Genomic DNA, 24,619 nt, shown 5'->3' on the forward strand with positions numbered 1-24,619 from the left:
ACCAGGTTGTCGAGCATCTGGCTGCCAATAGGGCCGCCGCTGCTCATGCCCACGCTCTGGTGTTCGACCTTATAGTCCGCGTGGTTTTCAATACTGCTGAAGCCCAGCGTGCCCGTATCCAGCCGGTTTTTGTCCGCCGTCGCCGTTGAGCCGATAACCGCGCCGTTCAGCTGCGTGTGGTCGCCCACCGTCACGTCAAAGCCGCCCTTGCCCGCAAAGATGCCGGTTTGTTCGGCCACGCTCTGCCAGTTGCTGTGCATCCTGTCCCGGCTCAGGTTCACGCTGGCCGAGCCACCGCCGCCGCCGAAGGTATAGCTGGCTCCGGCGCTGGCGCTCTGCTGCCTGCTGTCGTAGCGGTCGCTGTCCTGCTCCGAGGTCAGCGTCAGGTTGCGTCCGGTGTCCACCTTCACGCTGTTCCCGCTGACCTGCGCCCCCTGCAGCAGCGTGTCGCGTCCGGCGTTCAGGCTCAGGCCGTTGCCCGCGTTCAGCGTCGTCTCGCTGTGCGTCAGGCCGTTGCCGTTCGCGCGCCCTTTTGCCGCGTTGACGCTGGCCGAGACGTTGAGGCCGGTGCCGCCGGAACCGGCGGTCAGCCCCACGCCGACGCTGCCGCCCTTGCTGCTGTTGCTGCTGTCGGTTCGCTCGCTGTTCTGCGCGGAAAACAGACTGATATCGTTCTTCGCCGCCAGCGTCATGTCGCCGCCCGCCTGCAGCTGGCTGCCCTGCACGGTGATATCGCCCCGGCTGCCCGGTTGCGCGCCGGTGGCGGTTACCTGCACGTTGCCGCCCGCGCCCAGCGAGCTGCCCTGCGCCTGGTGGCTCTCCGTGCGGGTTTCGCTTTTAGACGACTGGCTGCCGTAAGAGAGGTTAACGCCTACGGTGTTGGTCGCGCCTTCCTGATAGCCCTCATCGCCCGGCTTCAGGCCCAGCGCATCATTATGTGCGGTTGCCGCAGCGGTCTGCGCGCCATCCAGTTCATACGCCTGCTCCGCCTGGGCGACGCTCAGCGCCGCTTTGGTGTTCTGCAACGCTTTCAGGCGGCCGTCGCCGGTATCCTGTGCCGTCTGCGCCACGCTGACTGCCGTGTTCAGCGCAGCGCCCACGGTGCCGGAAAGCGCCAGCGTCAGGCCGCTCTGCTTCTGCTCGGTTCTGGTCAGTGCGGTATGGCTGTTCTCCGCTGCCGTAATCGCCACGTCGCTGCCGCTGAGCGTCAGATCTTTACCGGCAATGACGTCACTGCCGTGGATGTTAAGCTGGTTACCGGCGCTGAGCGTCACGTTGCCGTTGCTGCTGCCAATCGTGCTGCCCTTATTGAGCGCGCCGTCCGCGTCAGTGGTGCTTTTCTGCATCGCCTGGCCGACGGTAAAGCCGATGCCGCCCGTGCCCATAAGGCCCGATTTTTTCTCTTCGCGCTGGTGATTTTCCTGGTGGGATTCAGCCGCAGTGGTGACTTTCAGATCCTGTCCTGCGCTCAGCGTCACATCCTGCGTGCCCGCCACGTTGCTGCCGGTGACGGTAAGATCGCGGCCTGCCTGAAGCTGTACGCTGTCGCCGCTGAACGTGGTGCTAATCCCCTGAAGATCGTGCACCTCGTCGTGCGTTTCCAGGCTGCTGGCGGACAGCAGCCCTTTGCTGCTCTGCTTGCTATGCTCGACCAGATCGGTGCTGCTGTTGCCGGTGCCTAAAGTGATATCGCGCCCGGCGCTGGCCGTCAGCGCACCGCCAGCCGTCACTTCTGCGGCGCGGGAATGAATATCCTGCCCCGCGCTGAGCTGCAAATCGCCTGCGGTAGTAATTCGTGTGCCGACATCGTTCTGCTGCGAAAGACGACGATAATTATCGCTGCCCCAGCTGTCGTTTTCACTGTGCTGCGTGGAGACGGTGCCCAGCGTCAGATCGTTGCCCGCGCGGATCTGCGTGGTGCCGTTTTCACCCGCATTAGCGATATCGCTACCCGCCAGCGTGATGTTATGCAGAGCGCTCAGCGACAGCTTGCCGTCGGAACCCTGCACGTAGATGCCCGCAGGCCGATCCACCCATCTGTCCGTGCCGTCGCCCCGCAGCGTCGCCTGGCTGGTAATATCGCGTCCCGCCAGCAGCGAAACAGATTTATCACCGCTGATGGTGCCGCCAGGGTTGGCGATATCCTGGCGAGCGCTGAGGCTGACCTGATTACCGTCGATATACCCGCTGTTGGTCAGCGTCTGCGCCGTCAGCTGCGTCACTTCACGCCCGTGGATAGTGCCGCTATTGGTAATATCCTTTTGAGCATTCAGCGCCACGCTACCGCCACCGAGCAACGCGCCGTCGCCGGTAAGATCGCCTTCTTTTACCTTCGCATAGACCTGCGGCACCAGCACCGTCTGCTGCGTCCCGTCCGGCAGCGTGACCGTCTGGTTAACCAGCCAGACGATATCGCTGGTCAACAGCGCCATCTGCGCGGGCGTCAGCGCCACGCCGAGCGTCAGTTGGTATGTTTTACCAAAAGCCACGCCATTATTCATCAATCCGCGGAACTGATCTTCATCATTGCTGTAGCCCGCGGTATAGCGACTGCCGGTCAGTTGCGTAATCTGATCGCGTACCAGGCGCTGTTCATAATAGCCGTCGCCCAGTCGCTTGAGGGTCTGGCTGCCGTCTGTCGACAGCGCGTTCTGCATATAGTCGCTGCCCAGCCACTGCTTCTGATTAACGAAGCGTGGATCGGTTTCCACCAGATAGTGGCTGTCGCTGGCAGGCTGAAGCGAAAACAGGCTGTTGTCCGGCAGACGCGTATCCGCCGAAACGGCGCGGATAACGGGCGTAATGCTTTGTCCGTTAACCACCGTGGCGGGCAGCGTCAGTGAGAATTGCTGCCCGGCTGGCAACAGCAGCGGACGATCCTTCTGCCCGGCCAGCTTGTCCAGCGTCAGGGTACTGTCGTAACGCGGTGCGATAACGGGTTGCGAAGCCGTATCGCCAGACGGCGTCAGCGCGACCGCCGTCGCCGCCTGCTGGCCGTTAATCGCGCCGACCGGCCCCGCCTGAATACTTACCGATTGCTGCTGTCGGTTGCCGGTCTGATAGCCGCTGCCCTGTGGCGCCGCGTTCGCCTGCCAGGCAAAGGTTTTCAGGTCGATGGTTTCCGTTACGGCAGCCGGACGATAGTTGCTGCTGCTTTTACCTTGAGAAGTCTTGGTGCCGCCCAGTTTCTTTTTCTTTTTCTTGGCGTACCAGCGCACCACTTTGCCGTTATCCGTCGTGACGCGCGTTCCCTTCGTGGCCTGGTTATCCAGATCGCCAATCTGCCCACCCAGCGTGGCGCCAGCCACAATCTGGCTGTCATGATTGAACAGGCGATCGGCGGTAAAGGTCATGTTGCCGCCGGACAGGATTTTGCCCGGATCGCTCGATTTGATCTGCGTTTCCTTTACCACCCGCTGATAGGTGTACTCATAAAACTCGCTGCCGCTGGTACCGTCCGGCATGCGCGCGCTGTGCACCTTATATTTATTTTTATGGCTGGTATCCACCTCGCTCCAGTCGAAGCGATCGGTATGGCCTTTCAGCACCGCATCATGATGCTGAGCGTTTTCCGTGGTGACCGTTTTGGTGGTGAGGTTACGGTTGGTATTGTTGACCTCGGCCATGGCGATCGCCGCATCCCGTCCGGCTTCAATAGTCGCCCCGTCGTTATTGAGCTGCCGCCCCTGCCCGATGGCCTGATAGTTGCTGTCCAGCTGGCGACCGATATGCATATCGCCAACGCTGTAGATCAGGGCATGATCGCGGTTGTTCACCGTATCCGCAGCCAGATCGAGGCGATCCCGTGCGGCAATCACAGCCGCTTTGCCGCCGTCGCTGAGGTTATTCAGCACCGTAGCGGCAATGGCTATACGATCGCCAAAAATGCGACCGGTGCCGGTATTGTTCAGCACGTTGGCTACAAGATGCGTCAGCGTGCCGTCTATCAGGCCGGTGTTATTTAGCGTATCCGCAGCGGTGACGTGCGTTTCCTGCGCGCTGATTTCCCCTTTTTTGCCGTTAGTAACGTTGCGGGCAGAGAGCCAGAGCGCCTGCTGCGCGCTGATGGTGCCGTCATTGGTGAGGCTGCCGCCCGTAGCCAGCCGCAGCGTGCCGTTGGCTTTAACCTGGGAAGCATTATGGAAGTCGCCCGCCAGCGTAATGCCCAAATCACCCTGTGACAGCACCTGCCCGTCGCCGCTCAGCGAGGCGGCACCGATCTGGGCCTGCTTATCGGCAATCAGCGTGCCCTTACGGTTATTAATACTCAGCGCCTGTCCCTGAGCGGCATCCTGAACAACCAGCGTACCGGCGGAGGAGATCAGCCCGTTGAGGTTTTCCAACGCCTGCCGCACGGTCAGCGAAAGCATGGCCGTTGCCTTCAGCGCGCCTTTGCTGTTGTCCAGCGTGTCTGCCTGTACCGTCAGCGTTCCGGCCTCAATGCCCTTACCACTCTTCTGCGTGTTTTGATTGAGCAGGCGTGGCGTGGTGATGGTCAACTCCTGCCCGCCCTGGAGCAGGCCGTCGCTATTATCAAGCTGCTGAGAAAGCGTTAACCGTCCGGCGTCCACACTTTGTAGCTGGCCGGACTGATTGGCAAGCTGCCCCGCGGTCAGCGTCAGCGTTCCGGCGGAAAACAGTTTGCCGCTCTGATTTTGTAGCGCATTCTGGCCCAGCGCCAGCGTCAGATCTTTTCCGCCCTGGATCTGTCCCTGCTGATTTTCCAGCGCGCCGCTGTCGATACGGGTCGCGCCAGAACCGGCAATCAGGCCGCGCTGATTGATCAGCGTCTGCCCTGTGGTATCAATCGCGATATCGCCCGCAGATTGCAGTTTGCCGTCGGTGTTATTCAGGGCTCCGCCGCTAAAGGTCAACCCGCCGTTGCCGGCCAGCTGCCCCTGAACGTTGTTCAAATCAGCGGCCTGCAGCGATGCCAGATTGCCCGCCGCGATAAAACCGGTCTGGTTGTTAACCCCGCCGCTGCGCAGATCCAGATTACCCAGGGCGACAATACCGTGCTGGTTGCCGCTGTCGGTATTGATCAGCGCCTGCCCCTGGGTGTCCAGCGTCAGATCGCTGCCTGCCTGTAACAGGCCGCCCTGGTTCTGTATTTCTCCTGCGGTCAGGGTCAGCTCCCCCTTACCGCCGCTCAGCGTACCTGCGCGGTTGTTGAGGTTTCCGCCGGTAAGCCGGGTCGCGTTTTTGCCAACGATCGTGCCCTGCTGATTATTTATCTCTCCAGCGTGAAGCGTTAACGTGCCGCCGCCGATCAGCTGGCCATTTTCATTAATAAAGGGATTGCCCTGGGTATCCAGCCGCAGATCCTGCCCTGATTCCAGCAATCCGGCGCGGTTGTTCAGCGTGCCGGTATCCAGCTGCAAAGCGCCCCGCGCGCCCAGTTCTCCCTGCTGATGGTCAAAGGCCTGCCGATGCGTGTCGACTGTAACATTCTGCCCAATCATCACGCCGTGGCTGCCGTTGATTTGCCCGGTGTTGAGCAGCAGATCGCCTGCGGAGACAATACCGCCTTTCTGGCCACTGTCGGTATTGGTCAGCGCTGCGCCCTGGGTATCGAGCGATAATGCCTGGCCCGCCTGGATCAGGCCACGCTGATTATCTACCGCGCCGCCAGTTAGCGTCAGCGACCCGTCTGAAGCCAGCGTGCCGTCAATATTGCTCAGCGCGCCACTGTGCAGCCGGATATTGCCCGCTGCCGCCAACACGCCAGCGTCGTTATTTGTATCGCCGCTGTTGAGGCTCAGCTCGCCGCCCGCGATGACGCCGCCCGACGCTCCGCTCTGCTGATTGGTAAGCGTACGGCCATGCGTATCAAGCTGCATATCACCGCCGGACTGAATACGTCCCGCGCGATTGTTCAGTTCGCCGCTGTTTAGCCGCAGGCTCTCCTTCGCGCTGAGGCTGCCGTCCTGATGGTCAAACGCCTGCTCATGGCTGTCGATAACAACGTCCCGCCCCTGGATCGTCCCCCGATCGCCCAGGATCCGCCCGGTTGCCAGATTGAGATCGCCACGAGAGACGATCCCGCCTCGTTCGCCGCTGTCGCGGTTATCAAGCGCTGCGCCCTGCGTATCAAGCCAGAGATCCTCACCCGCCTGCAACAAGCCCCGCTGATTATCTATCGCGCCGGTGGTAAGAGAGAGTGTGCGATCTGCCAGCACAGTACCGTCAGTATTCGTCAGCGCGCCGCTGGCGATACCAGCCGCCTGTGCGGCTATGATGCCGCCACGGTTATCAGTCTCGCCGCTGGTTAAGGTCAACGTGCCGCCACTCAGGATGCCGCCTTTACCGCTGTCGCTGTTGATCAGCTTTTGTCCGTGCGTATCAATCGTCAGATCGTGACCGGACTGGATAAGGCCCGCGTGATTATCTGTCGCGCCGCCCGACAGGCTGAGCGTGTCCTGCGCGACTACATTGCCGCTGGCGTTGATAAAATCGCCCTGCTGCGTAGCCACTACGATGCGATCGCCCAGCAGCGTGCCGCCGTGGTTATTCACTCCCTGACTTTGCGTCGTCAGCTGCTGGCTGGCTTCAATCCGCCCCCGATCGTTGTCGATAAGCAGATCCGTTTTTAGCTGCGCTTCGCCGCCCGTCGCGGAAATGCGTCCTTGCTGATTATCCAGACTTGCTGCGGCAAGGCGCAGATCCCGGTTGGCCAGCAGTTCGCCCTGATTATTGTTCAGCGCTTCGTCCGCGGTCAGAAGCAGATCGCCCTGAGCCGCCAGCAGCGTGCCGCGGCTGTTATCCAGACTGCCGGAAGCAATGCGCAGACTGCCGCCGCTTTCCATACGACCATCCTGATTGTCCGCCGCGCCAGAGAGCGACAGCGTCATTTCACCAGGGCCGCGCTGGGAAAGCAGGCCCTGACGGTGATCGAGCGTTTCCGCCGACAGCGTTACCGCCTGCGCCTGAGTATGCCCCTGTGAGAGATCGAGCCGCCCGCCTTTCAGATCCAGCGCCCCGGCCGACAGCAGCGCGCCCTGGTTGCCATTAAGCTGCGAGGCAGTCAGCGTCAGTGCGCCATCGCCAGCCAGCTGTATAGTCCCCTGCTGGTTATCAAGTTGCTGAGCATCCAGCGAAAGCGCATGACCGTTACCGGCAATCAGCCCGCTGCGGTTTTCAATTTGTTGCGCTTTAAGATGGGTATCGCCTGCGTTAACAATCGTGCCCTGATTGTTGTGGATTTGCCCGCTGTCCAGACTCAACGCCTCGCTGTTTTGCTGACGCAGCAGCCCGCGATTGTTGCTGATGTCCCGGGCAGCAACGACCAGCTCTCCGGCTGATATTTGACCGTCATCGTTATTCAGTCGGGTAGCGGCCTGTATCTGCACCGTTTTGCCAGTCACCGTTGCGCCTGCGGTACTGATGTCGCCCTGGGTAGCGCTTAGCACTACCCCATCCGCTGCAGTCTGGCTGCCACCCAAATCGACCCGGCTTCCGTGCGCCTGGATGCCATCGCGTGCCAGGTTTTTGCCCTGCGCTTTCAGCTCGCCCTGACTGGTTAAAACCAGGCTGCCGGGCTGCGTCAGCGCGCCGCTGTCATCAACCCCTGCTGCCAGCGCGCTTCCGCCATTGCTCTCGATCCCGTTGGCGGTCAGCGTCACGTTGCCTTTTGCGGCGATGGTGCCGTCATTATGCAGGGTGCCGTTAGAGGCCAGCGTGACCGCCTGCTTTGACAGGATCCTGCCGCTGTTGGTCTGGTCATCCTGAGTAGCGATTTGCAAAGCGGCCTGGCTTTGCAGCGTGCCGCTGTTTTCCAGCCGGCCATCTACGGTCAGGCGTAATTCGCCCGCGCCGGCGCCCAGTTCGCCGGCATTGCGTACGCCAACCCCTTTTTCGGTGCCGGTCAGGGTGATTTTGTTGGCATACATGCCGCCAAGCGCGGCGACGTCGAGCGCATAGGCTGGGCGAGCGGTCGCGTCGCTGTTTTTCACCGTGGTTACGCTACCTTCCGTAGCTACCTGATTTCGTCCGGTAACAACGTTCAGTTCTCGGGCGTGCAGCCTGGCATTTACCACTACTGACTGTGCGACGATCTGGGTGTAATCAGCATCGCTGTCGTTTAAGCCTTTGCCCTCGATATTGATCCGCCCGCCGTTCACGTCAAAGCCTTTCAGCTGGCCGTTTTCCATAATCGGCTGGCCCGTGGTCAGGGTATTACGGCTGGCATTGATAAAACCGCAGCCGTTGCAGGTTATCCCTGCGGGATTAGCAATAACCACCGCGGCCCGCTTTCCGGCCACTTCAATAAAGCCGTTGAGCTGGCTGGGATTACGGCTGTTGACCTCATTGAGGATGACGCTGGCTTCCTGCTTTGACAGCCAGGGATTAGCCGCCACCATGCCGCCCAGCTGGGTGCGCGTGTTTTGATGACTGTTGTTCAGAATGGCACCGCGCTCGCCGACATCGAGCTGGCTGTATTGATTGCGCGAGACGCCCTGGCCGTTCGGCGTCTGGATATTAATTTGCGGCAGCCCGTTGGCGGTGGACATCACCGTCGGCTGCTGGTTGCCGGGCGCGCTGCTGTCGGCAACGATATTGGCCTGCGCAGGCAGGCTAACCGCCCCAGCCGCCAGCCAAAGCGCGAAACTAAGTGGACTGATACGGATCGGCTTTTCCGTACGCGAGTTGCGCTGACGGCGACGGGCAAGATGGCCGTAGCCGCTACGGGCAATATCGGGCACCACCATCAGCATGCCGCGAACTTTATTGAAGATAATGCGGTAGCAAAGCTTGTTCATAATGCGCACAGTCCCTTGTCAGGCAAAAGAAACGGGTCAGTAGTTCCAGTTCAGGCTGAAGCCAAAGGTTGCCGGATCGGTTTTAAATCCCTCTGGTTTTGAGAGCGGGATACCGGCAAAAAGGTCATAGCTAAGGTTGGCGGGCGCGATGGCGCCGCGTAACCCCGTTACGCCTCCGGCCAGATGGCGTCCGGGCAAACCGCCCTGGATTGCGCTGTTACCGCTGACTTCGCCATAGTCGGCCCCAAGATAGAATTCCTGGGCAGGCAGCGGCGTCTGCCAGGCCAGCGTATTCTGTAGCGTCCAGCCACGGCTGGCGCTCAGGGTGCGCTCGCCATCAAAGCCGCGCACCGTCCAGCGGTTGCCGATAGCAAACTCATCCTGCGGCGTCAGCGGCGTGTTACTCATCTGCCGACGATATTGCATGTTGTAATTAAAATACTGAGTGCTCAGTGAGAATGGCACCGTCAGCGCCGCCTGCCAGGTCAGTATTTTTGCCAGCGCGGTCGCATAGGTGCTGTCGTGATAAGACTCTTCCCAGGCCGGTAAGGCCCCAAACCAGCGCGTGCCGCGCTGATAGCTGACTCCGGCATCAAGCGTGGCCGGACCAATATAGTGGCGATGCGACAGCCCTAACCGCCAGGCGCTGGTACGGCGCTGCTGGCTGACGACCTCGGTATCGTTGATAAAATTGCGTGACTCTTTTACCAGCACATCGTAGGTGGCGAGAGTTTTAGAAGAAGCGTTGCGGTGCAGCACCCGGCTGGCCTGCACATCGAGTGAACGGCTTTTCCCGGCATAGAGAAAATCGCGGCTGTAGCCAGCCACCGTTTGGTGGTAGTCGTAATCGCTGGCGGTCAGCCCAAACTGCCACCAGCCCACCGGCACCGAATAGTGTCCGGTCAGGCTTTTGCTGCTTTTTCTGCCGGCGAAACCCAAATCGCGGCTGGCGGTCAGGTAAAACAAATCGCTCAATGAAGTGGGATTATCCAGCGCCAGCATGATGCCGCTCTGATACCGTCCAGTGCTTTCCGTGCCGGAATCGTCCAGCCAGGCGCCAAGACGCCAGAAACGTCGCTGGGTGCGCTCGATAATAATATCGCTTTCGCCGGGTTTTTCTGCCGGACGTAGCGCCATCTTCGCCTCGACGCCCGGCAGGCGCTGCAGATTTTCCAGTCCCTGTTCGATATCGCGCAGATCCAGCAGGTCGCCGGAATGCGCCGGCATGGTGGGATAGAGGCTGACGTAACGCGAAGCGCCGGGAGCCAGCTCAACCCGACGGATTTTACCCGGCACAATCAGCAGCTTCAGCTCGCCCTGACGCAAATCCTGCGGCGGCGCGAGCACCCGGGTTGTCACCCAGCCATGATTAATAAGACGGTTTTGCAGCGTGCCCATAAGCTGATTGATGCCCTGCACGCCTACGCAATGACCGACGGCCTGGTTTGCCAGCCGCTGCAACGGCACCCAATGCGGCAGAGCCTGCTGGCCGGATAGCGAGACGCGCTGAAGCGTAAAACAGGGTTTTTCAGCCGGAAAAGTTATCCGCGAAGGTGCGGGGAGCGGTTCGGCAAGACGGATATCGGGCGCTTTTGGCGCTATCTGTGCCTGGCGAGCTTTTTGCTGCTCCTGCTGATGCTGAATTTGCTCATCGCCCGGCGCTGCGTAAACCGCACCGCAGCCGGTTAGCCCAATAACAGCCAGCGCCGACTTCAGGCGCTTTTCCATTTTTCCCTGCATGACTATCCCGCCCGTCAAATATGTAACAAAATGTGTATTACGTATTTTTTATGCGCACATTATGCACCTGCCGGGCAAAAGCTCAAGAAAAAAAAGAGAGAAACTTACAAAAAGCTTACATTAATAAGTGAGCGGAATTAATGAAATCAGTTAAGCGTCCCACTAATAGAAGGAGATTTCAGGGAAATTAAGACACGATTATTAAAAGGTTTAAAGGGGGAAATGAATCGGTTATTTATAATTTTTTCATTAAAAATCAAACAAAAAACAAGAAACCCTCGTATTATTTGATTTAAAAGCCCCGGACATAATGGATGGTTACAACCGCATTTCTGGCAATGATCGGAGGCTGGTATTTATGTAACGCCCCTCAACCACATAAATTTAGCTTAAGTCATGCAGTTGATAATGAATTGCCTTAACCAACCGTTATAACAAGGTCAATGTCTCTGCAGATCAATTCGGAAAGCACCTGGTATTTTTGTATAAGAATACGGTTGAGCGCTTGCAGGAGAGTCTTATAAAGGACGTTGCGGGTGAGCAAATTCAGGCATCGTGATAAAGGGCGCTACGGGTGAGCAAATTCAGGCATCTTGATAAAGGGCGCTGCGGGTGAGCAAATTCAGGCATCGTGATAAAGGGCGCTACGGGTGAGCAAATATGAGCACACTGCTAAAGGGCGCTGCAGATAAGCAAATTCCGGTATCCTGCCCAAAAAAACCCCCTCCGTTAAGAGGGGGCCGAGCGTCATACTTTAGCAGAGGCCGGGCAACTTACGCCTGGTTCTGGCTGTTCAGGATCAGCTGACCGTTGCTGTTTAAAGGGATGCGTGTCCCCGGGTCGTTATCCATACGGATTTTGCCCTGCTGGTCGCCAATTTTATAGGTGACGTCATAGCCCAGCGTTTTTTCCTGCTTATCATAAACGGTTTTGCAGCGCTGTTCGGTGGTCGTGTAGGTATCGCGATCCTGCAGGGCGCCCTGCACCTGATTACCGCCGTATCCGCCTGCCAGCGCGCCCGCTACGGTGGCCACGTCGCGTCCGCGCCCGCCGCCAAACTGATGGCCCAGCACACCGCCCGCCACCGCACCCAGCACGGAACCGGCGATACGGTTCTCATCCTGCACGGCACGACGGTGAGTCAGCGTAACGTTACGGCACTCCTGACGCGGATTTTTCGTCGTCTCTTTAATTGGCGTGGCGGAGAGCACCTGAGCAAACTGCGGCTCACGCTCGAATACATTCATGCCTGCCACAGCGGCAACACCCAGCGCGGCCGCTACGCCAATTCCGATACCTGCCAACATTGATTTATTCACAGGGCTGTCTCCTGAAACGGTTATTACGCATCGTCGCCAGCCACAGAGTCCGGGCCATACGCGACGCGCTTTGTCCGGTAAAGTGTGCTTATCAGGACCAGTTATGACAATAAGAATTCAGGACGAAATAAACGTTTAAAGTCAAATGCAAAAGCTTTTAAGAGAGTTCTTAGGAGGGATGCGCCAGAAGAAGGGCTTATAAAGACGGTATCGTTATAAGCCCCATTACTATAGATCGGGCGGTCCTGATTTTACTTAGTGCAGCTTAAGGCGCGGGCGGATAACCCGGTTAATACTGCCCACCAGCATCATCAGTCCGGTTTTAAAGTAGCCGTGCAGCGCCACCTGGTGCATACGATAAAGCGAAATATAGACAAAGCGCGCAATGCGTCCTTCAACCATCATGGAACCGCGCATCAGGTTGCCCATCAGGCTGCCGACCGTGCTGAAACGCGAGAGCGAAACCAGCGAGCCGTGATCCTTATAAACATAGGCTTTCTGCTCGCGTCCTTTCATCTGCGCCAGAATGTTATCCAGCACGCGCGACGCCATCTGATGCGCTGACTGCGCGCGAGGAGGCACAAAGCCACCGGACGGCAGCGCACACGAAGCGCAGTCGCCAATCGCGTAGATATCCGGATCTCGGGTCGTTTGCAGCGTTGGCTGTACCACCAGCTGGTTAATACGGTTGGTTTCCAGCCCGCCAATTTCTTTCATAAAGTCCGGCGCTTTGATACCCGCCGCCCAGACCATCAGATCGGCATTGATAAACTCGCCCGATTTGGTATGCAGGCCATTTTCATCGGCGCTGGTCACCATCGTCTGCGTCAGCACGCGTACGCCCAGCTTAGTCAGCTCCTGATGCGCAGCGGTGGAAATGCGCGGCGGCAGCGCAGGCAGAATACGCTCGCCCGCCTCTACCAGCGTGACGTTCAGCGCGCTGTTGTTGAGACCTTTATAGCCATAGCTGTGCAGCTGTTTCACCGCGTTATGCAGCTCGGCGGAAAGCTCAACGCCGGTCGCACCACCGCCGACGATAGCGATATTCACCTGCTCCTGGCGCCCTTCGCTGGCGGAAAATTTCAGGAACAGGTTCAGCATCTCATTATGGAAACGGCGCGCCTGGTGCGGGTTATCCAGAAAAATGCAGTGATCCTTAACGCCCGGCGTGCCGAAGTCGTTGGAGGTACTGCCCAGCGCCATGACCAGCGTGTCGTACGCCACTTCGCGTTCCGGTACCAGCAGCTCGCCCTGCTCGTTGCGGATTTCCGCCAGCTGTAATTTTTTGTTATCCCGATCGATTTCGGTCAGCGTACCAAGCTGGAACTGGAAGTGGTGATTGCGGGCGTGGGCCAGATAGCTCAGCGCGTCAATCCCTTCATCCAGCGATCCGGTCGCGACTTCGTGCAGCAGCGGCTTCCAGAGATGGCTGTGATTACGATCCACCAGGGTTATTTCCGCCTTTTTTTTCCGTCCCAGTTTCTGACCAAGCTGCGTCGCCAGCTCAAGCCCGCCGGCTCCTCCGCCGACAATAACAATCTTCTTCATTGGTGTAGTCAAACGACCCCCTTAAATTGTGAACCAGTCGTTAATTAAAGGTTAAATAATATCCTTAATTAACATAGGGTTGGCGATTTATTCGCTATCTGCAGGCAGAATAGCACGCGGGAAATCGGCCGTCCTGTAAAAATTGATACAGGTCAATTTTTTTCAACCATTTCTTATTAGCACGCTGTTTTTGCTAAATAATTTTCAGCGTTTCAGACAGGATAAAGCCTGTCTGTAAGGCGTTTATCTCGCTACGTTAGCTCTCTTTTATTCCTGATTATGTTACTTAGAGGGAATATTTTGTAGGCTACTCTCCAGCTCCGGTGAATTAACCAGGACAATCTTTATTTCCAGTTTATTTTATTACCCTGTAAATTGCCGGGCCAGTATTATTTAGATGTATATCGAAAATAACCAAATCAGGCTCCAATAATATCACCCGGTGTATTTAATGAGGATAGGACTATAAAATTTTAGCGGGCTTAGTTATTAAGATCCTCTTAAGATATTCTGGCTATCCTGCCGAATAAGGAAAAGGGAAAAAGGAAAAGGAATGAAAACACTGAACAGACTGTTGGCAAGAAACCGCAGCTGGGCGCAGCAGCAAAAAAACCGCGATCCGGATTACTTTTTAAATCTGGTGTCCGCCCAGCAGCCACAAGCGCTATGGATAGGCTGTTCGGACAGTCGGGTGCCTGCCGAAGTACTAACTAATGCCCATCCCGGCGAGCTTTTTGTTCACCGCAATATCGCCAACATGGTGCTGGAAGAGGATGAAAGCCTGATGAGCGTGTTGCAATACGCGCTCGGACACTTGCAAATTAACACCGTTATTTTGTGCGGCCATTACGGCTGCGGCGGCATCAGGGCCGCGCTGGAATTACAGCAGATCGACGCGCCGCTTTCTCCCGATCCGTTAACCCGGCATCTGCAAAGATTGTACGACTCGCTTAACGACTGGATGGCTATTTTCCAGCCCGAAAAGCAAATAGCCACAACGGAGAAAGAAAAGCTAACCGAATATCATCTTATGGCTCAGGCAGCGAATTTAATTAATGCCTGGCCGGTTAAAAAGGCAATTAAAGCGGGAAAAGAGATTGCTATTTACGGCTGCATATATGAACTGCACAGCGGCTATTTAAAAAAACTGGTTTAAAGGATGCTGATATGAACGGTAATTTTCGTAACGATATTCTGGCAGGCACGGTGGTATTTCTGGTGGCGCTGCCGCTCAGTCTGGGGATCGCGCAGGCCTGCGGCTTACCGCCTTTTGTCGGGTTATTGACCGGTGTAATCGGCGGGCTGGCGGTCACGCTGCTCAGCCCTTCCCGCTTTGCCGTCAGCGGCCCGGCAGCAGGTCTGGTGACGATCGTTGTTGCCGCGATGGACAGTCTGGGCAGCTTTCCTCTGCTGCTCACGGCGCTGGTACTGGCGGGCGTCCTGCAAATTATCGCCGGTTTTTTACGCCTTGGACGCTGGATAAGTTTGATCCCCGGCTCGGTGATCCAGGGCATGATGGCCGCTATCGGTCTGCTGCTTATTCGCCAGCAAACGCCCGCCGCGCTGGATGCCGAAGGGGAAACGCTGACCAAACTTTTTTCTCCTCTGTCCGTTTTCGTCGCGCTGGGCGCGCTGCTGATCCTGTTTGTATGGCAAAAGCTCCGCTTAAGGCACCGTTTTTTTGGCCTGGTGCCTGGCGAGCTGGTGGCGGTGCTCTGGGGCGGCCTGGCACTGCTGGTTAGCGAGCGGCTGATGCCAAAGGCGGCGGCCACGCTGGATCGCCTGAGCCTGCCTCAGGTGGATTCGCTCAGCTCGCTGGCGCAGCAGTTCAGCCATCCTGACTTTTCCCATGCCTGGGATAATCCCACCGTTTATCTCACGGCCCTGACGCTGGCATTGGTCGCCAGCCTGGAAACGCTGCTCAGCCAGCAGGCGTTAAAAAAGCTGATCGACCAGCAGCCGCCACCTTCGCCGGACAGAGAGTTGCTGGCCCAGGGCGCAGGCAATATGCTGAGCGGATTTTTAGGCGGCATCCCGGTAACGGCGGTGATTGTACGCAGCTCGGTCAACGTCAATGCTGGCGCGCGCGGCAAGCTGTCGATTCTGCTGCACGGCGTACTCTTGCTTTGCTGTGGGCTCTTTTTTGAAACGCTGCTCAACCGGATCCCGCTGGCAAGCCTGGCCGCCATCCTGATTTATACCGGCTACAAGCTGGCCGCGCCGTCGCTCTTTATCAGCCTGTGGCGTCAGGGCCTCGTGCAGTTTGTGCCTTTTCTGGCGACGGTAGCCGGTATTATTTTTATCGGTATGCTGCCCGGCCTGCTGGCGGGTGTGTTGATACAGCTGCTGTGCAGCTCTGTCGCCAGCCATCAAAGCGCTATTCAGCTCAGTCGCTATAACGATCATTTTGTGATCCGTTTTAATCAAAACCTGATTTTCTTACACAACGCCCGGCTACGGCAGCTGCTGGATAAAATTCCGGATAACAGCGTGGTGATCGTTGAACATGATAGCGCCGCGTATCTGGACAGGGATATCAAGGCGACGCTGGCAGAGTTCGGCCAGAGCGCCGCAACGCGCAATATTATGCTGGAGCGATGGCCGGCGATGGAGAAATAGTGAAAGCCTGTGCTGCCCGCCGGGATAAGGCGGGCGAGCATTTGCGGTTATCCCAGCGTTTTAAATGCTTTGATCCGCTGCAGGTGCGAGGAGATGTTTTTGAATTTATGCGGCTGATGATCGTCCCAGACGACTTCATAATAATCGCCCAACGTTAGCGCGCTGCGCTGGCTATCCAGCGCCTCGTCGCGTCGGGAGAGGATAACCAGGCAGCGGTCGCGATTTTTTTCCCGGAAGTTGCTCACGCACTTGGTGGCGATATCTACATACTCTTCGGGCCGGTCTATTTTGCCCGGCATATTCTCTTCCGGCCACAGGTTGGGATTGAACATCACCTGACGGATATCATTCAGGAAGCCGATACGCTCGGCCCAATAACCGCCCAGCCCTACGCCGCAAATCAGCACGCGTTCATCGTCGCTGCTGCGCAGAAGCTTGTGGGTTTCATTCAGCAAATACTGCATATCATGCTTAGGATGCAGCGTGCTGTAGCTCAGCAGCCGTACATCGGGATCGATAAACTGCAGCTGCAGCACCTTTTCATGATTGCCGGGACTGGTTGAATCGAAACCGTGCAGATAGATGATCATCGCCCTTCTCCTGTGGTATATGCGTCAGCCTTGCTGCTCCAGCCAGCGCGTTTGCAGCTTGCTTAACGCCTGGCTGCTCGCTTTCCAGCGCGGCGAAGCCAGCAGCTGCTGGCGGGTAAACGTGCCACGATGGTACAGCTGCGTAGCGCGTTCGGCATTGATCGGCGACAGATTATCCAGCACGCTGATGGCGCCGTGACGGTTGTTGCAGACCAGGATCATATCGCAGCCGGCGTCCAGCGAAGCCTGACCGCGCTCGGCATAGCTGCCCATAATCGCCGCGCCTTCCATCGACAGATCGTCGGAAAAAATCACGCCGTCAAAACCCAGCTCTTTGCGCAACACTTTTTTCAGCCAGTGTGAGGAACCGCTGGCCGGATGCGGGTCTACCTGAGTATAGATAACGTGCGCAGGCATCACCGCATCCAGTCTGTTTTCGTCAATCAGCTGCTTAAAGATCTGCATATCGTGCTGACGAATAATCGCTTCGGAACGATCGTCGTGCGGCGTTTCTTTGTGCGAGTCCGCGCTTACCGCGCCGTGACCGGGAAAATGCTTGCCGGTGGTTTTCATCCCCGCTTCATGCATACCATCAATAAAACGGCGCGCCATTGCCAGCGCCACGGCAGGATCGTCATGGAAACTGCGTTCGCCGATTGCCGCGCTGCCGTGTCCTATATCCAGTACGGGCGCGAAGCTGATATCAATATCCATAGCGATCGTTTCGGCAGCCATCAGCCAGCCTGCTTCCTGCGCCAGCCTTGCCGCTTCGGCTTCGCTGTTCAGCGCTGCAAAAGATTGCATCGCAGGCAGGCGCGTAAAGCCTTCGCGGAAGCGCTGCACACGCCCGCCTTCCTGATCGACCGCGATCGCCAGGCGGTGACGCGAGGCCGCACGGATCTGCCTGATCAGCTCCTGAAGCTGCTCAGGATCGTGATAGTTGCGGGTAAACAGGATTAGCCCACCCACCAGCGGATGCTGTAAAATTTCCCGCTCTTCCGCGTCCAGCTCGTAACCGAGCACATCTAACATTACCGGTCCCACAGATTACCTCTTATGATCGAACTCGCTGCCAGGCCTGTGCCGCCAGCGTATAAAACGTCTGTTCACCGCTCTGCTGCCAGCGCAGCTCGTACCAGCTTGCCGCCAGCAGCGTCAGCCAGGGTTGCCAGCGCGCCATCTGCTGCCGTAGCCTTGCCGCATCCAGCCGTTGCAGCGCGGCATAGCGCTCGGTTAGCGCCAGCTGCTGCTCAGCATCCAGCGCGTTTCCCGCAACCAGCGCGGCCAGCTCCAGCGCGATATCGCCATCGCTGGCGTACTCCCAGTCAATCAGCCGCAGGCTATTTTGCTGACGGATCAGGTTGCCCGGATGCACATCCATATGCAGCAGCGCCCGCCGCAGCGGTTTTGGCTCGCCGCGCCGCTGTAGCCGCTGCAATGCCCGCAGCCAGCCGCAGTGCCGCCGTGCAGGCCGGCTGAGCTGCCAGTAGCGCTCCAGCAGCTTTTGCAGCTGCAAAGGATAGCCGCTGAGCGGCTGTTGGTGCAGCCTTGCCAGCTCGCTGACAACCGCGTCCAGCGCGCCGGGAAAGGCCTCCTCGCTCAGCGCCTCGCCCGGCTGCCAGCCCAGCAGCAGCCAGTTATCACCATAGCCGCAGGCGGCAGGCGCAAGCTCGCAGCCGGAAAGCTTACGTAAAATACGATACTCACGCTGGCGATCCACGCCCGGCACGGGATTATCCTGTCGTTGATGGCGGGCCAGCAGCGTCGCTGTTTCCAGTTCCACCTTTGCCGTCAGCCCCGTCAGGCCGTGCAGCGGAAAAAAAGAACCGGCGGATCGCTCCGCCGGAAATCGTTGTTTAATCAGCCTGCTCAGTACGGGATCAATGCTGTACGACACCGTTACCCGACCAGATGATTTCGCCGGTCTGCACCAGCATCAGCTGCATTTGCAGCTCCGGCGATTTTACGTCGCCCTTCGCGTTGGTATAGAGCACATACTGCGCGCCGACGTAGCGAGCCAGGCCGACGGCTTTGCTGCGCGAGCTCAGGCTGTCTTCGGCTGACAGTCCCAGCGTCTGTTTAGCGGTGGCAAGCTGTTCAGGCGTCACCAGCCTGAACCGGGTGTTATTTTGCAGTGCGCTTTGCAGCGAAGCGGTGGCTTTGGCGCGTTGCAGGCTGCCGTTGGTGCTGTTTTTCACGCCGTCGATCAGCAACACGCTGCCGGGCGTGACGCCGTCCGCTTTCAGCATTTGCGCCACCAGCGGCGTCACGCTGGCATCCCAGTTAATCGACTGCATTTTAGGCGGCTGCGGCACCGTTTCCGGCGGCGGCGGCTGTGTCGGCACGGGCTGCGGCTGCTCGGGAACCGGCTGCACCGGCTCGACGGGCGCAGGCTGTTGCTGTTGCTGAACCACACAGCCGCTAAGAATAAGCGCCAGCAACATGACGCCCGAGAGTTTAGCTATCTTCCTTTCCACGCAATAATCTCCTACAGATACAGGTAAAGGCGAACCTTATTGGCCGTCAGGTTACCCGTTTGCGACGATATTTCAACACTGCTATGCGGCGCGACCGTAATCTTGCGAGGCGCCTCGAAGGGCAGAATTTCCAGCCCTTTGTCGTCATACCAGTAAAAGCGATAGTAGAGCGTAACGGGTTTTTCCTGCTGGTTATAGAGCTGCGAAGAGCCTCGCTGCTGCCCTTCATGCTCCGAGATCGCCGGCTCGCCGGTAAGGATCCCCGCCGACAGTACCGATGATTCCATAACCAGCGACTGCGAAGTATCAATGGTCGTGCGATCGCTGGTGCAGCCGCTCAGCAACGCCAGCATGGCGCCCAGGACGATAATCCGCATCATATGCCTCCGGCATGTTATTCAGCCAGCATCGGGCCCAGCGGACGACCGCCAACCAGATGCAAATGGATATGATAGACTTCCTGTCCGCCATGCTGATTGCAGTTCATGATCAGACGATAGCCGTCCTCGGCGATCCCTTCCTCTTTAGCGATTTTCGCGGCCACCACAATCATCCGGCCCAGCGCGGCTTCATGCCCGGCCACCGCATCGTTGGCGGTAGGGATCAGGATATTCGGCACGACCAGAATGTGCGTCGGCGCTTTTGGCGAGATATCGCGAAAAGCCGTGACCAGCTCGTCCTGATAAACAATATCAGCCGGGATTTCGCGGCGGATAATTTTACTGAAAATCGTTTCTTCAGCCATGGTGCATGTCCTTAAGCTATGAGATGAGTTACGGCAGTATGAGCGAGATATTTGTTTTCTTTCAACCTTCCGCTGGCTTTTCTTTACTGTCTGCCGCTTTTCGCGGCGCTGACCGCAGATTTGCCGCCTCAGGTGACGCTTTGCGCGAGTAACGTTTGCCTGTTTGGGTGTTACAGAGAGGGGGTCACTTTTCCTGACGGATTGCTGTTAATGAAAATGTGCGAAGTGGTACTTTGTATCTGGCAGCGAATATCGACTGTGGCAGATATAAACCGGGTAACCTACTCCGTCACCTTTATGGTTTACTGTTTTTGATCTACTGATCTATTTGCCACGAGAAGCAACGGCGTGCCCCCTCTTTCTATTGCACACTGGGCTAAATTTCAAACCACCTTAAGTTGGCAACAATATCGGTATACGTATTATCGGCAGCAGATACCGACCCTTTAAAAAAATAAATAAGTTTTATTGATAAATTAAGTTAACAGCAGAGATAATACTTGTGGAATAAGCACCTGAATTAAGGAAGAAGTTATGACTCTCTGTCATAACATAGTTTCAGCAATACCCATCTGGCCTACATTTATCCACGAAAAATGAACAAGGCCTTGATAAAGGATATTTACATGTCTACTTTTCCAGCTGCTGAGGCTGAGAGTAATCAGAGCGGTAACACCAGACCCGCTTTACGTGAGCAGCGCCTGCAGGAGCTGCTGGAAAGCTGTCAAAACCATATATTGCAGCAGCTAATTGGTCCATTTGGACTGAATACTGCGATGTTTGCTGACAGCGATGGCGGCAACGTAACAACTACCCATAATTTCGAAAAAGGCGTAGTGGCGACGGACAGCGATAAAGCACGTTACGAGGCCTGGTCCGAGACAAACAGCGGTGGCTACAACCGCAAGCCTTACGACAAAGAGCTGCCTGGCAAACGCAAAGACATGTTCATGAAAGACGAACCCGTTATTTCTGCTTATACCGGCAATGAACTCAAACGAGATGGCACAACTCATCTCGACCATGTCGTTTCCGCCAATCGCATTGAAATAGATAGCCGTAACAATTTATTTATGACGCAGGCGCAACGGGTAGCAATGGCTAACGATCCTAAAAACCTCGTTGCGGCAGAAAGCAATATCAATCAGTCCATGCAGGAAATAGAGAAAAATAAATGGGCTGATAAGGTACGTAAAAATAATAAAGGACAAGGCCTGAGTAATACAGAATATTTTGGCATAGACAGGGAAAAGCTCGCACAGACGGCCAGTACGGCAGAGGCACATGTCAAAAAAGATGTACTGATAGCTCAGGTAAAAAAACAGGGTGCGGAATTGGCTAAAGCTGGAGCGCAACAGGCGATGACATCTGCACTCCGTCAGGCGCTGGGCGTAGCCTTGCACACGCTTGTTAACCATACCTTTATCGAGCTTAAACGGCTGTTTAACGACCCTGATAAAAGCAATCTAATCGACAGACTGACAGCGGCGCTCAAACGCGTGGTCAATCAAGTCTTATCTAAACTGCGCGCCATGTGGGATGCGGCTGTAAACGGCCTACTGCAGGGATTTATCAGCAACCTGCTGACCTTTCTGATCAATAATTTTATTACCACAGCAGCAAAAGTTGTCTCTGTGATCCGTGAAGGGATGACCGGCCTGTGGAAAGCGATAAAAATGTTGATTAATCCGCCGCCCGGCCAGACCGGTATTGAAACGGCGCGCGCCGTGACAAAAATTTTAGCCGGGGTGGTAACAACCTCTTTGGGGCTCATGTTTGAAGAAGCTATCAAAGGCTTTCTGTCTGGCATTCCGCTGCTGCTGCCAATGGTAGGGATCCTTTCTCCCGCTATCACCGCTATCCTCACAGGGATTGTTTCGTCACTTGTTGTCTACGGCCTGGATCGTTTTTTCGACTGGCTTTCTCAAACCGGCACTGAACGCCTGAAGGCGATGGAAGTCGGTCTGGATGCGAATAAAGAGAACATGGGGAAAATGGCACAGTGGCTGGAACTCCAGTTTCAGAATTCTGCAAGCTATCGCATGATAGGTGCAGACTACCAGCTTATCGAATCCCATCTGAAAAGCGCTAGCAACAGCCAAAACGACGCCGCAGCGAGTCAACGCACAAGAATACAGGCGAATCAGCAATTCAATCAACAACTGGACACTAACATCGACTCGCTCGGCGCTGCAGAGGCTGATGTCATGCTGCTCCTGGAAAATTATCTGGCAAAGGATCCTTTGTAATGGATGTCATTAAAGATTTGGCGCAGGTTCGCGTATCAGAAGCCATGCTCCAACAGGTAGACGTGCCTGGTCTGTTGAAGAGCTTCAAGGAAGATTACGACAAGCTGGATAATTTTAAAAAAGACAGGGAAAAACATGAGGCTCGTCATGCGGTCTCTCGCTGGTGGAATTCTGACGAACTGGAAACGGCGCAGCTGAACGCCGCTCAACTGCAAGCCAGCTTTGCTAAAAAGCTGGGCCAGCTGATGATGATTTCCATCGCCCAGGCCCAGATGCTGAATGAACAACAGCAGCAGCTGCAAAATCAACAAACCCGCATCAAAAGACAGACCAGTGAGATAGCTGAAACAAATGAGGTCATTAAAGGACAGCAGGAGACGCTGGCAGTACAGCAGCAATCGTTGGAAAAGCTGATTAATGACTATTTTGAATTAAAAGGCTTAACGGCCGAGGGCGCTAAACAGCTTATCCTTATTGCTCATGAAGTTAAGCAGACTAAAGAGCAATTGCTGGAAGCCTTTGACGAAAAGCTTTTGGAAGCACAAAGGCTTCATCAACAAACTGAACTAAGCTTGCAACATTATGACATCGCCTGGCAGCGCCAGCGTAAGCAGATACAGGATGAATCGCAGGCGTTGGCTCGTTGCGTGGAAGATCAGCTTGCCAGTCAGCAAAAAGATGTAAGCGAGGCGCTTAAGGTAGTGCAACAGCAAACGGAAGTCTTTTGCCAGAAGCTCCACCAACAGTTTGAGCAGCAAACTATAGCTTTAAAACAATGGAGCGAGGATGCGTTTTCCGTGCAGCAGCGCAGGCTGGCGCGTCTGCAAATGCTGGTTGTCGGTAGCCTGTCAGCTGCTGCTGGCGCGCTTGTCTGGGTTGGATGGATGAATCGCGCCCTGTTTGGCGGCTGAAATTTACGCCGCATAAAAAAAGCCCCACTTGGAGGTGGGGCTTTTTGTTTTATCTTACCGACGGATTACTGCTTACGAATGTACTCATCCATCTCGGTTTTCAGGTTATCGGATTTGGTGCCGAAAATAGCCTGAACGCCGGAGCCCGCCACGACCACACCCGCTGCGCCCAGCTGTTTCAGGCCGGACTGATCAACTTTGGATACGTCCGCCACGCTGACGCGTAAACGCGTGATACAGGCATCAAGGTTAGTGATGTTCTCTTTACCGCCGAAAGCGGCCACCAGATTAGCAGCCATTTCACTGGAATTACCTGCCGTTTGCGCCGTTGAGGTTTCTTCACGGCCCGGCGTTTTCAGATTCAGTTTAGCAATCAGCACGCGGAACACGGTGTAGTAAACCAGACCGTACAGGATACCGATGATCGGGAACAGCCAGATACGGCTGCTGTTGCCGCTCAACACTACAAAGTCAATCAGGCCGTGCGAGAAGCTGGTGCCGTCGCGCATCCCCAGCAGGATACAGATAGGGAAAGCCAGACCGGCCAGGATAGCGTGGATCGCATACAGGATTGGCGCCACGAACATAAAGGAGAATTCAATGGGTTCGGTGATGCCGGTCAGGAACGAGGTCAGCGCGGCGGAAATCATGATGCCGCCCACTTTCGCACGGTTTTCTGGTTTAGCGGAGTGCCAGATAGCAATCGCTGCCGCAGGCAGGCCGTACATTTTAAACAGGAAGCCACCGGAAAGTTTGCCTGCGGTCGGATCGCCCGCCATATAGCGTGGGATATCGCCGTGGAAAACCTGACCTGCCGCATTGGTGAACTCGCCGATCTGCATCTGGAAAGGCACGTTCCAGATATGGTGCAGACCAAACGGCACCAGAGAACGCTCAATTACGCCGTAGATACCGAAAGCGACTACCGGGTTCTGATAGGCGGCCCACTGTGAGAATTCCTGAATGGCAGTACCGACTGGTGGCCAGATAAAGGAAAGCAGGATGCCGATAAAGATTGCCGTGAAACCGGAGATAATGGGTACAAAGCGCTTGCCCGCAAAGAAACCAAGATATTCCGGTAGCTTAATGCGATAGAAGCGATTGAACATATAGGCTGCTATCGACCCGGCGATAATCCCGCCCAGCACACCCGTATCGGCGAGATGCCGGGCTTCGATCTCCCCGGCTGGCATATGCAGCACCAGCGGTGCTACGACCGCCATCGTTTTTACCATGATGCCGTAGGCTACTACCGCCGCCAGCGCAGAAACGCCGTCATTGTTGGTAAAGCCCAGCGCCACGCCGATGGCGAAAATCAGCGGCATATTGGCAAAGACGGATCCACCGGCTTCCGCCATAACGTGAGAGACAACGGCGGGCAGCCAGCTGAAGTTGGCGGAGCCTACGCCAAGGAGAATACCGGCAATCGGCAGCACCGATACCGGCAACATCAGCGATTTACCGACCTTTTGCAGGTTTGCAAATGCGTTTTTGAACATAGTGTGAAACTCCTGAGTATGGGTGCTTTACGCGCTTTTCAGCGCGATATAACGGGGGGAGGACCCGCTATGGGTGGAGCGCTTTGCGCCCTCGTGATTTATTACGAACTGTAAAATAATTCCGAAATCATTTGTTTGACGGTTATCACGTTTCACTGAACAA

15 protein-coding genes are annotated in these 24,619 nt (G+C 56.4%); 4 read left to right on the forward strand and 11 right to left on the reverse strand.

Annotation, left to right across the window (positions count from 1 at the left end; all coding sequences use genetic code 11):
- The 4 genes from EGK14_RS19490 to EGK14_RS19505 form a co-directional block, all read right to left on the reverse strand.
- On the reverse strand, window positions 1-8,759 hold an 8,759-nt coding region (locus tag EGK14_RS19490; RefSeq protein ID WP_125290752.1), incomplete at its 3' end, for a hemagglutinin repeat-containing protein.
- A 36-nt stretch (window positions 8,760-8,795) separates the two neighbouring features.
- Window positions 8,796-10,499: a ShlB/FhaC/HecB family hemolysin secretion/activation protein gene (locus tag EGK14_RS19495; RefSeq protein ID WP_125290753.1), complete on the reverse strand. Its 1,704-nt coding sequence runs from the start codon at window positions 10,497-10,499 to the stop codon at window positions 8,796-8,798.
- Between the two features lie 773 nt (window positions 10,500-11,272).
- Window positions 11,273-11,818 (reverse strand): glycine zipper 2TM domain-containing protein, encoded by a 546-nt coding sequence (locus EGK14_RS19500; RefSeq protein ID WP_125290754.1) that lies wholly within the window; start codon window positions 11,816-11,818, stop codon window positions 11,273-11,275.
- A gap of 255 nt (window positions 11,819-12,073) precedes the next feature.
- Window positions 12,074-13,378: an NAD(P)/FAD-dependent oxidoreductase gene (locus tag EGK14_RS19505; RefSeq protein WP_125290755.1), complete on the reverse strand. Its 1,305-nt coding sequence runs from the start codon at window positions 13,376-13,378 to the stop codon at window positions 12,074-12,076.
- A 541-nt stretch (window positions 13,379-13,919) separates the two neighbouring features.
- Between EGK14_RS19505 and EGK14_RS19510 the strand changes: the two genes are divergently transcribed.
- Both EGK14_RS19510 and EGK14_RS19515 read left to right on the forward strand, forming a co-directional pair.
- The gene (locus EGK14_RS19510; RefSeq protein ID WP_125290756.1) at window positions 13,920-14,522 is read left to right on the forward strand and encodes a carbonic anhydrase; all 603 of its coding nucleotides are present in this window, start codon (window positions 13,920-13,922) and stop codon (window positions 14,520-14,522) included.
- An 11-nt stretch (window positions 14,523-14,533) separates the two neighbouring features.
- A complete protein-coding gene (locus EGK14_RS19515) occupies window positions 14,534-15,985 on the forward strand; it encodes a SulP family inorganic anion transporter (RefSeq protein ID WP_125290757.1) in 1,452 nt (483 codons plus the stop codon).
- A gap of 47 nt (window positions 15,986-16,032) precedes the next feature.
- Here the strand turns inward: EGK14_RS19515 and ycfP are convergent, their stop codons facing one another.
- Genes ycfP through hinT form a run of 6 tightly spaced genes read right to left on the reverse strand, consistent with a single transcriptional unit; the run spans window position 16,033 to window position 19,797 of the window.
- Complete coding sequence (ycfP, locus tag EGK14_RS21435) at window positions 16,033-16,575, reverse strand: alpha/beta hydrolase YcfP (RefSeq protein ID WP_199746489.1); 543 nt, start codon at window positions 16,573-16,575, stop codon at window positions 16,033-16,035.
- 24 nt (window positions 16,576-16,599) lie between these two features.
- Window positions 16,600-17,619 carry a beta-N-acetylhexosaminidase gene (nagZ, locus tag EGK14_RS21440; RefSeq protein WP_199746491.1) on the reverse strand — a complete coding sequence of 340 codons (1,020 nt, stop codon included), beginning with the start codon at window positions 17,617-17,619 and terminating at the stop codon, window positions 16,600-16,602.
- Window positions 17,620-17,629: 10 nt separating this feature from the next.
- On the reverse strand, window positions 17,630-18,472 hold the full coding sequence (thiK, locus tag EGK14_RS19525; RefSeq protein WP_125290758.1) for a thiamine kinase: 843 nt from the start codon (window positions 18,470-18,472) through the stop codon (window positions 17,630-17,632).
- A complete protein-coding gene (lpoB, locus tag EGK14_RS19530; protein WP_125290810.1) occupies window positions 18,456-19,019 on the reverse strand; it encodes a penicillin-binding protein activator LpoB in 564 nt (187 codons plus the stop codon). The genes thiK and lpoB overlap by 17 nt, the downstream gene beginning before the upstream one ends.
- 44 nt (window positions 19,020-19,063) lie before the next feature.
- Entirely contained in the window at window positions 19,064-19,429 is a 366-nt protein-coding gene (locus EGK14_RS19535; RefSeq protein ID WP_125290811.1) for a YcfL family protein, read from the reverse strand.
- 17 nt (window positions 19,430-19,446) lie between these two features.
- Window positions 19,447-19,797 (reverse strand): purine nucleoside phosphoramidase, encoded by a 351-nt coding sequence (gene hinT / locus EGK14_RS19540; protein WP_125290759.1) that lies wholly within the window; start codon window positions 19,795-19,797, stop codon window positions 19,447-19,449.
- 626 nt (window positions 19,798-20,423) lie between these two features.
- Between hinT and EGK14_RS19545 the strand changes: the two genes are divergently transcribed.
- Window positions 20,424-22,046 (forward strand): hypothetical protein, encoded by a 1,623-nt coding sequence (locus tag EGK14_RS19545; protein ID WP_125290760.1) that lies wholly within the window; start codon window positions 20,424-20,426, stop codon window positions 22,044-22,046.
- A gap of 245 nt (window positions 22,047-22,291) precedes the next feature.
- Window positions 22,292-22,957: a hypothetical protein gene (locus EGK14_RS19550; protein WP_125290761.1), complete on the forward strand. Its 666-nt coding sequence runs from the start codon at window positions 22,292-22,294 to the stop codon at window positions 22,955-22,957.
- 65 nt (window positions 22,958-23,022) lie between these two features.
- Here EGK14_RS19550 and ptsG read toward each other — a convergent pair whose 3' ends face one another.
- The gene (ptsG, locus tag EGK14_RS19555; protein WP_125290762.1) at window positions 23,023-24,456 is read right to left on the reverse strand and encodes a PTS glucose transporter subunit IIBC; all 1,434 of its coding nucleotides are present in this window, start codon (window positions 24,454-24,456) and stop codon (window positions 23,023-23,025) included.
- Between the last annotated feature and the right edge of the window lie 163 nt (window positions 24,457-24,619).

The sequence above is a fragment of the Erwinia sp. 198 genome (assembly GCF_003937915.1).
Lineage (GTDB): Bacteria > Pseudomonadota > Gammaproteobacteria > Enterobacterales > Enterobacteriaceae > Erwinia > Erwinia aeris.

Coding starts and splice junctions, on each gene's coding strand:
- EGK14_RS19495 (WP_125290753.1), bottom strand. CDS start 10,499: ATGCAGGGAAAAATGGAAAAGCGCCTGAAGTCGGCGCTGGCTGTTATT.
- EGK14_RS19510 (WP_125290756.1), top strand. CDS start 13,920: ATGAAAACACTGAACAGACTGTTGGCAAGAAACCGCAGCTGGGCGCAG.
- EGK14_RS19515 (WP_125290757.1), top strand. CDS start 14,534: ATGAACGGTAATTTTCGTAACGATATTCTGGCAGGCACGGTGGTATTT.
- ycfP (WP_199746489.1), bottom strand. CDS start 16,575: ATGATCATCTATCTGCACGGTTTCGATTCAACCAGTCCCGGCAATCAT.
- lpoB (WP_125290810.1), bottom strand. CDS start 19,019: ATGTTGCTGGCGCTTATTCTTAGCGGCTGTGTGGTTCAGCAACAGCAA.
- EGK14_RS19535 (WP_125290811.1), bottom strand. CDS start 19,429: ATGCGGATTATCGTCCTGGGCGCCATGCTGGCGTTGCTGAGCGGCTGC.
- hinT (WP_125290759.1), bottom strand. CDS start 19,797: ATGGCTGAAGAAACGATTTTCAGTAAAATTATCCGCCGCGAAATCCCG.
- EGK14_RS19545 (WP_125290760.1), top strand. CDS start 20,424: ATGTCTACTTTTCCAGCTGCTGAGGCTGAGAGTAATCAGAGCGGTAAC.
- EGK14_RS19550 (WP_125290761.1), top strand. CDS start 22,292: ATGATGATTTCCATCGCCCAGGCCCAGATGCTGAATGAACAACAGCAG.
- ptsG (WP_125290762.1), bottom strand. CDS start 24,456: ATGTTCAAAAACGCATTTGCAAACCTGCAAAAGGTCGGTAAATCGCTG.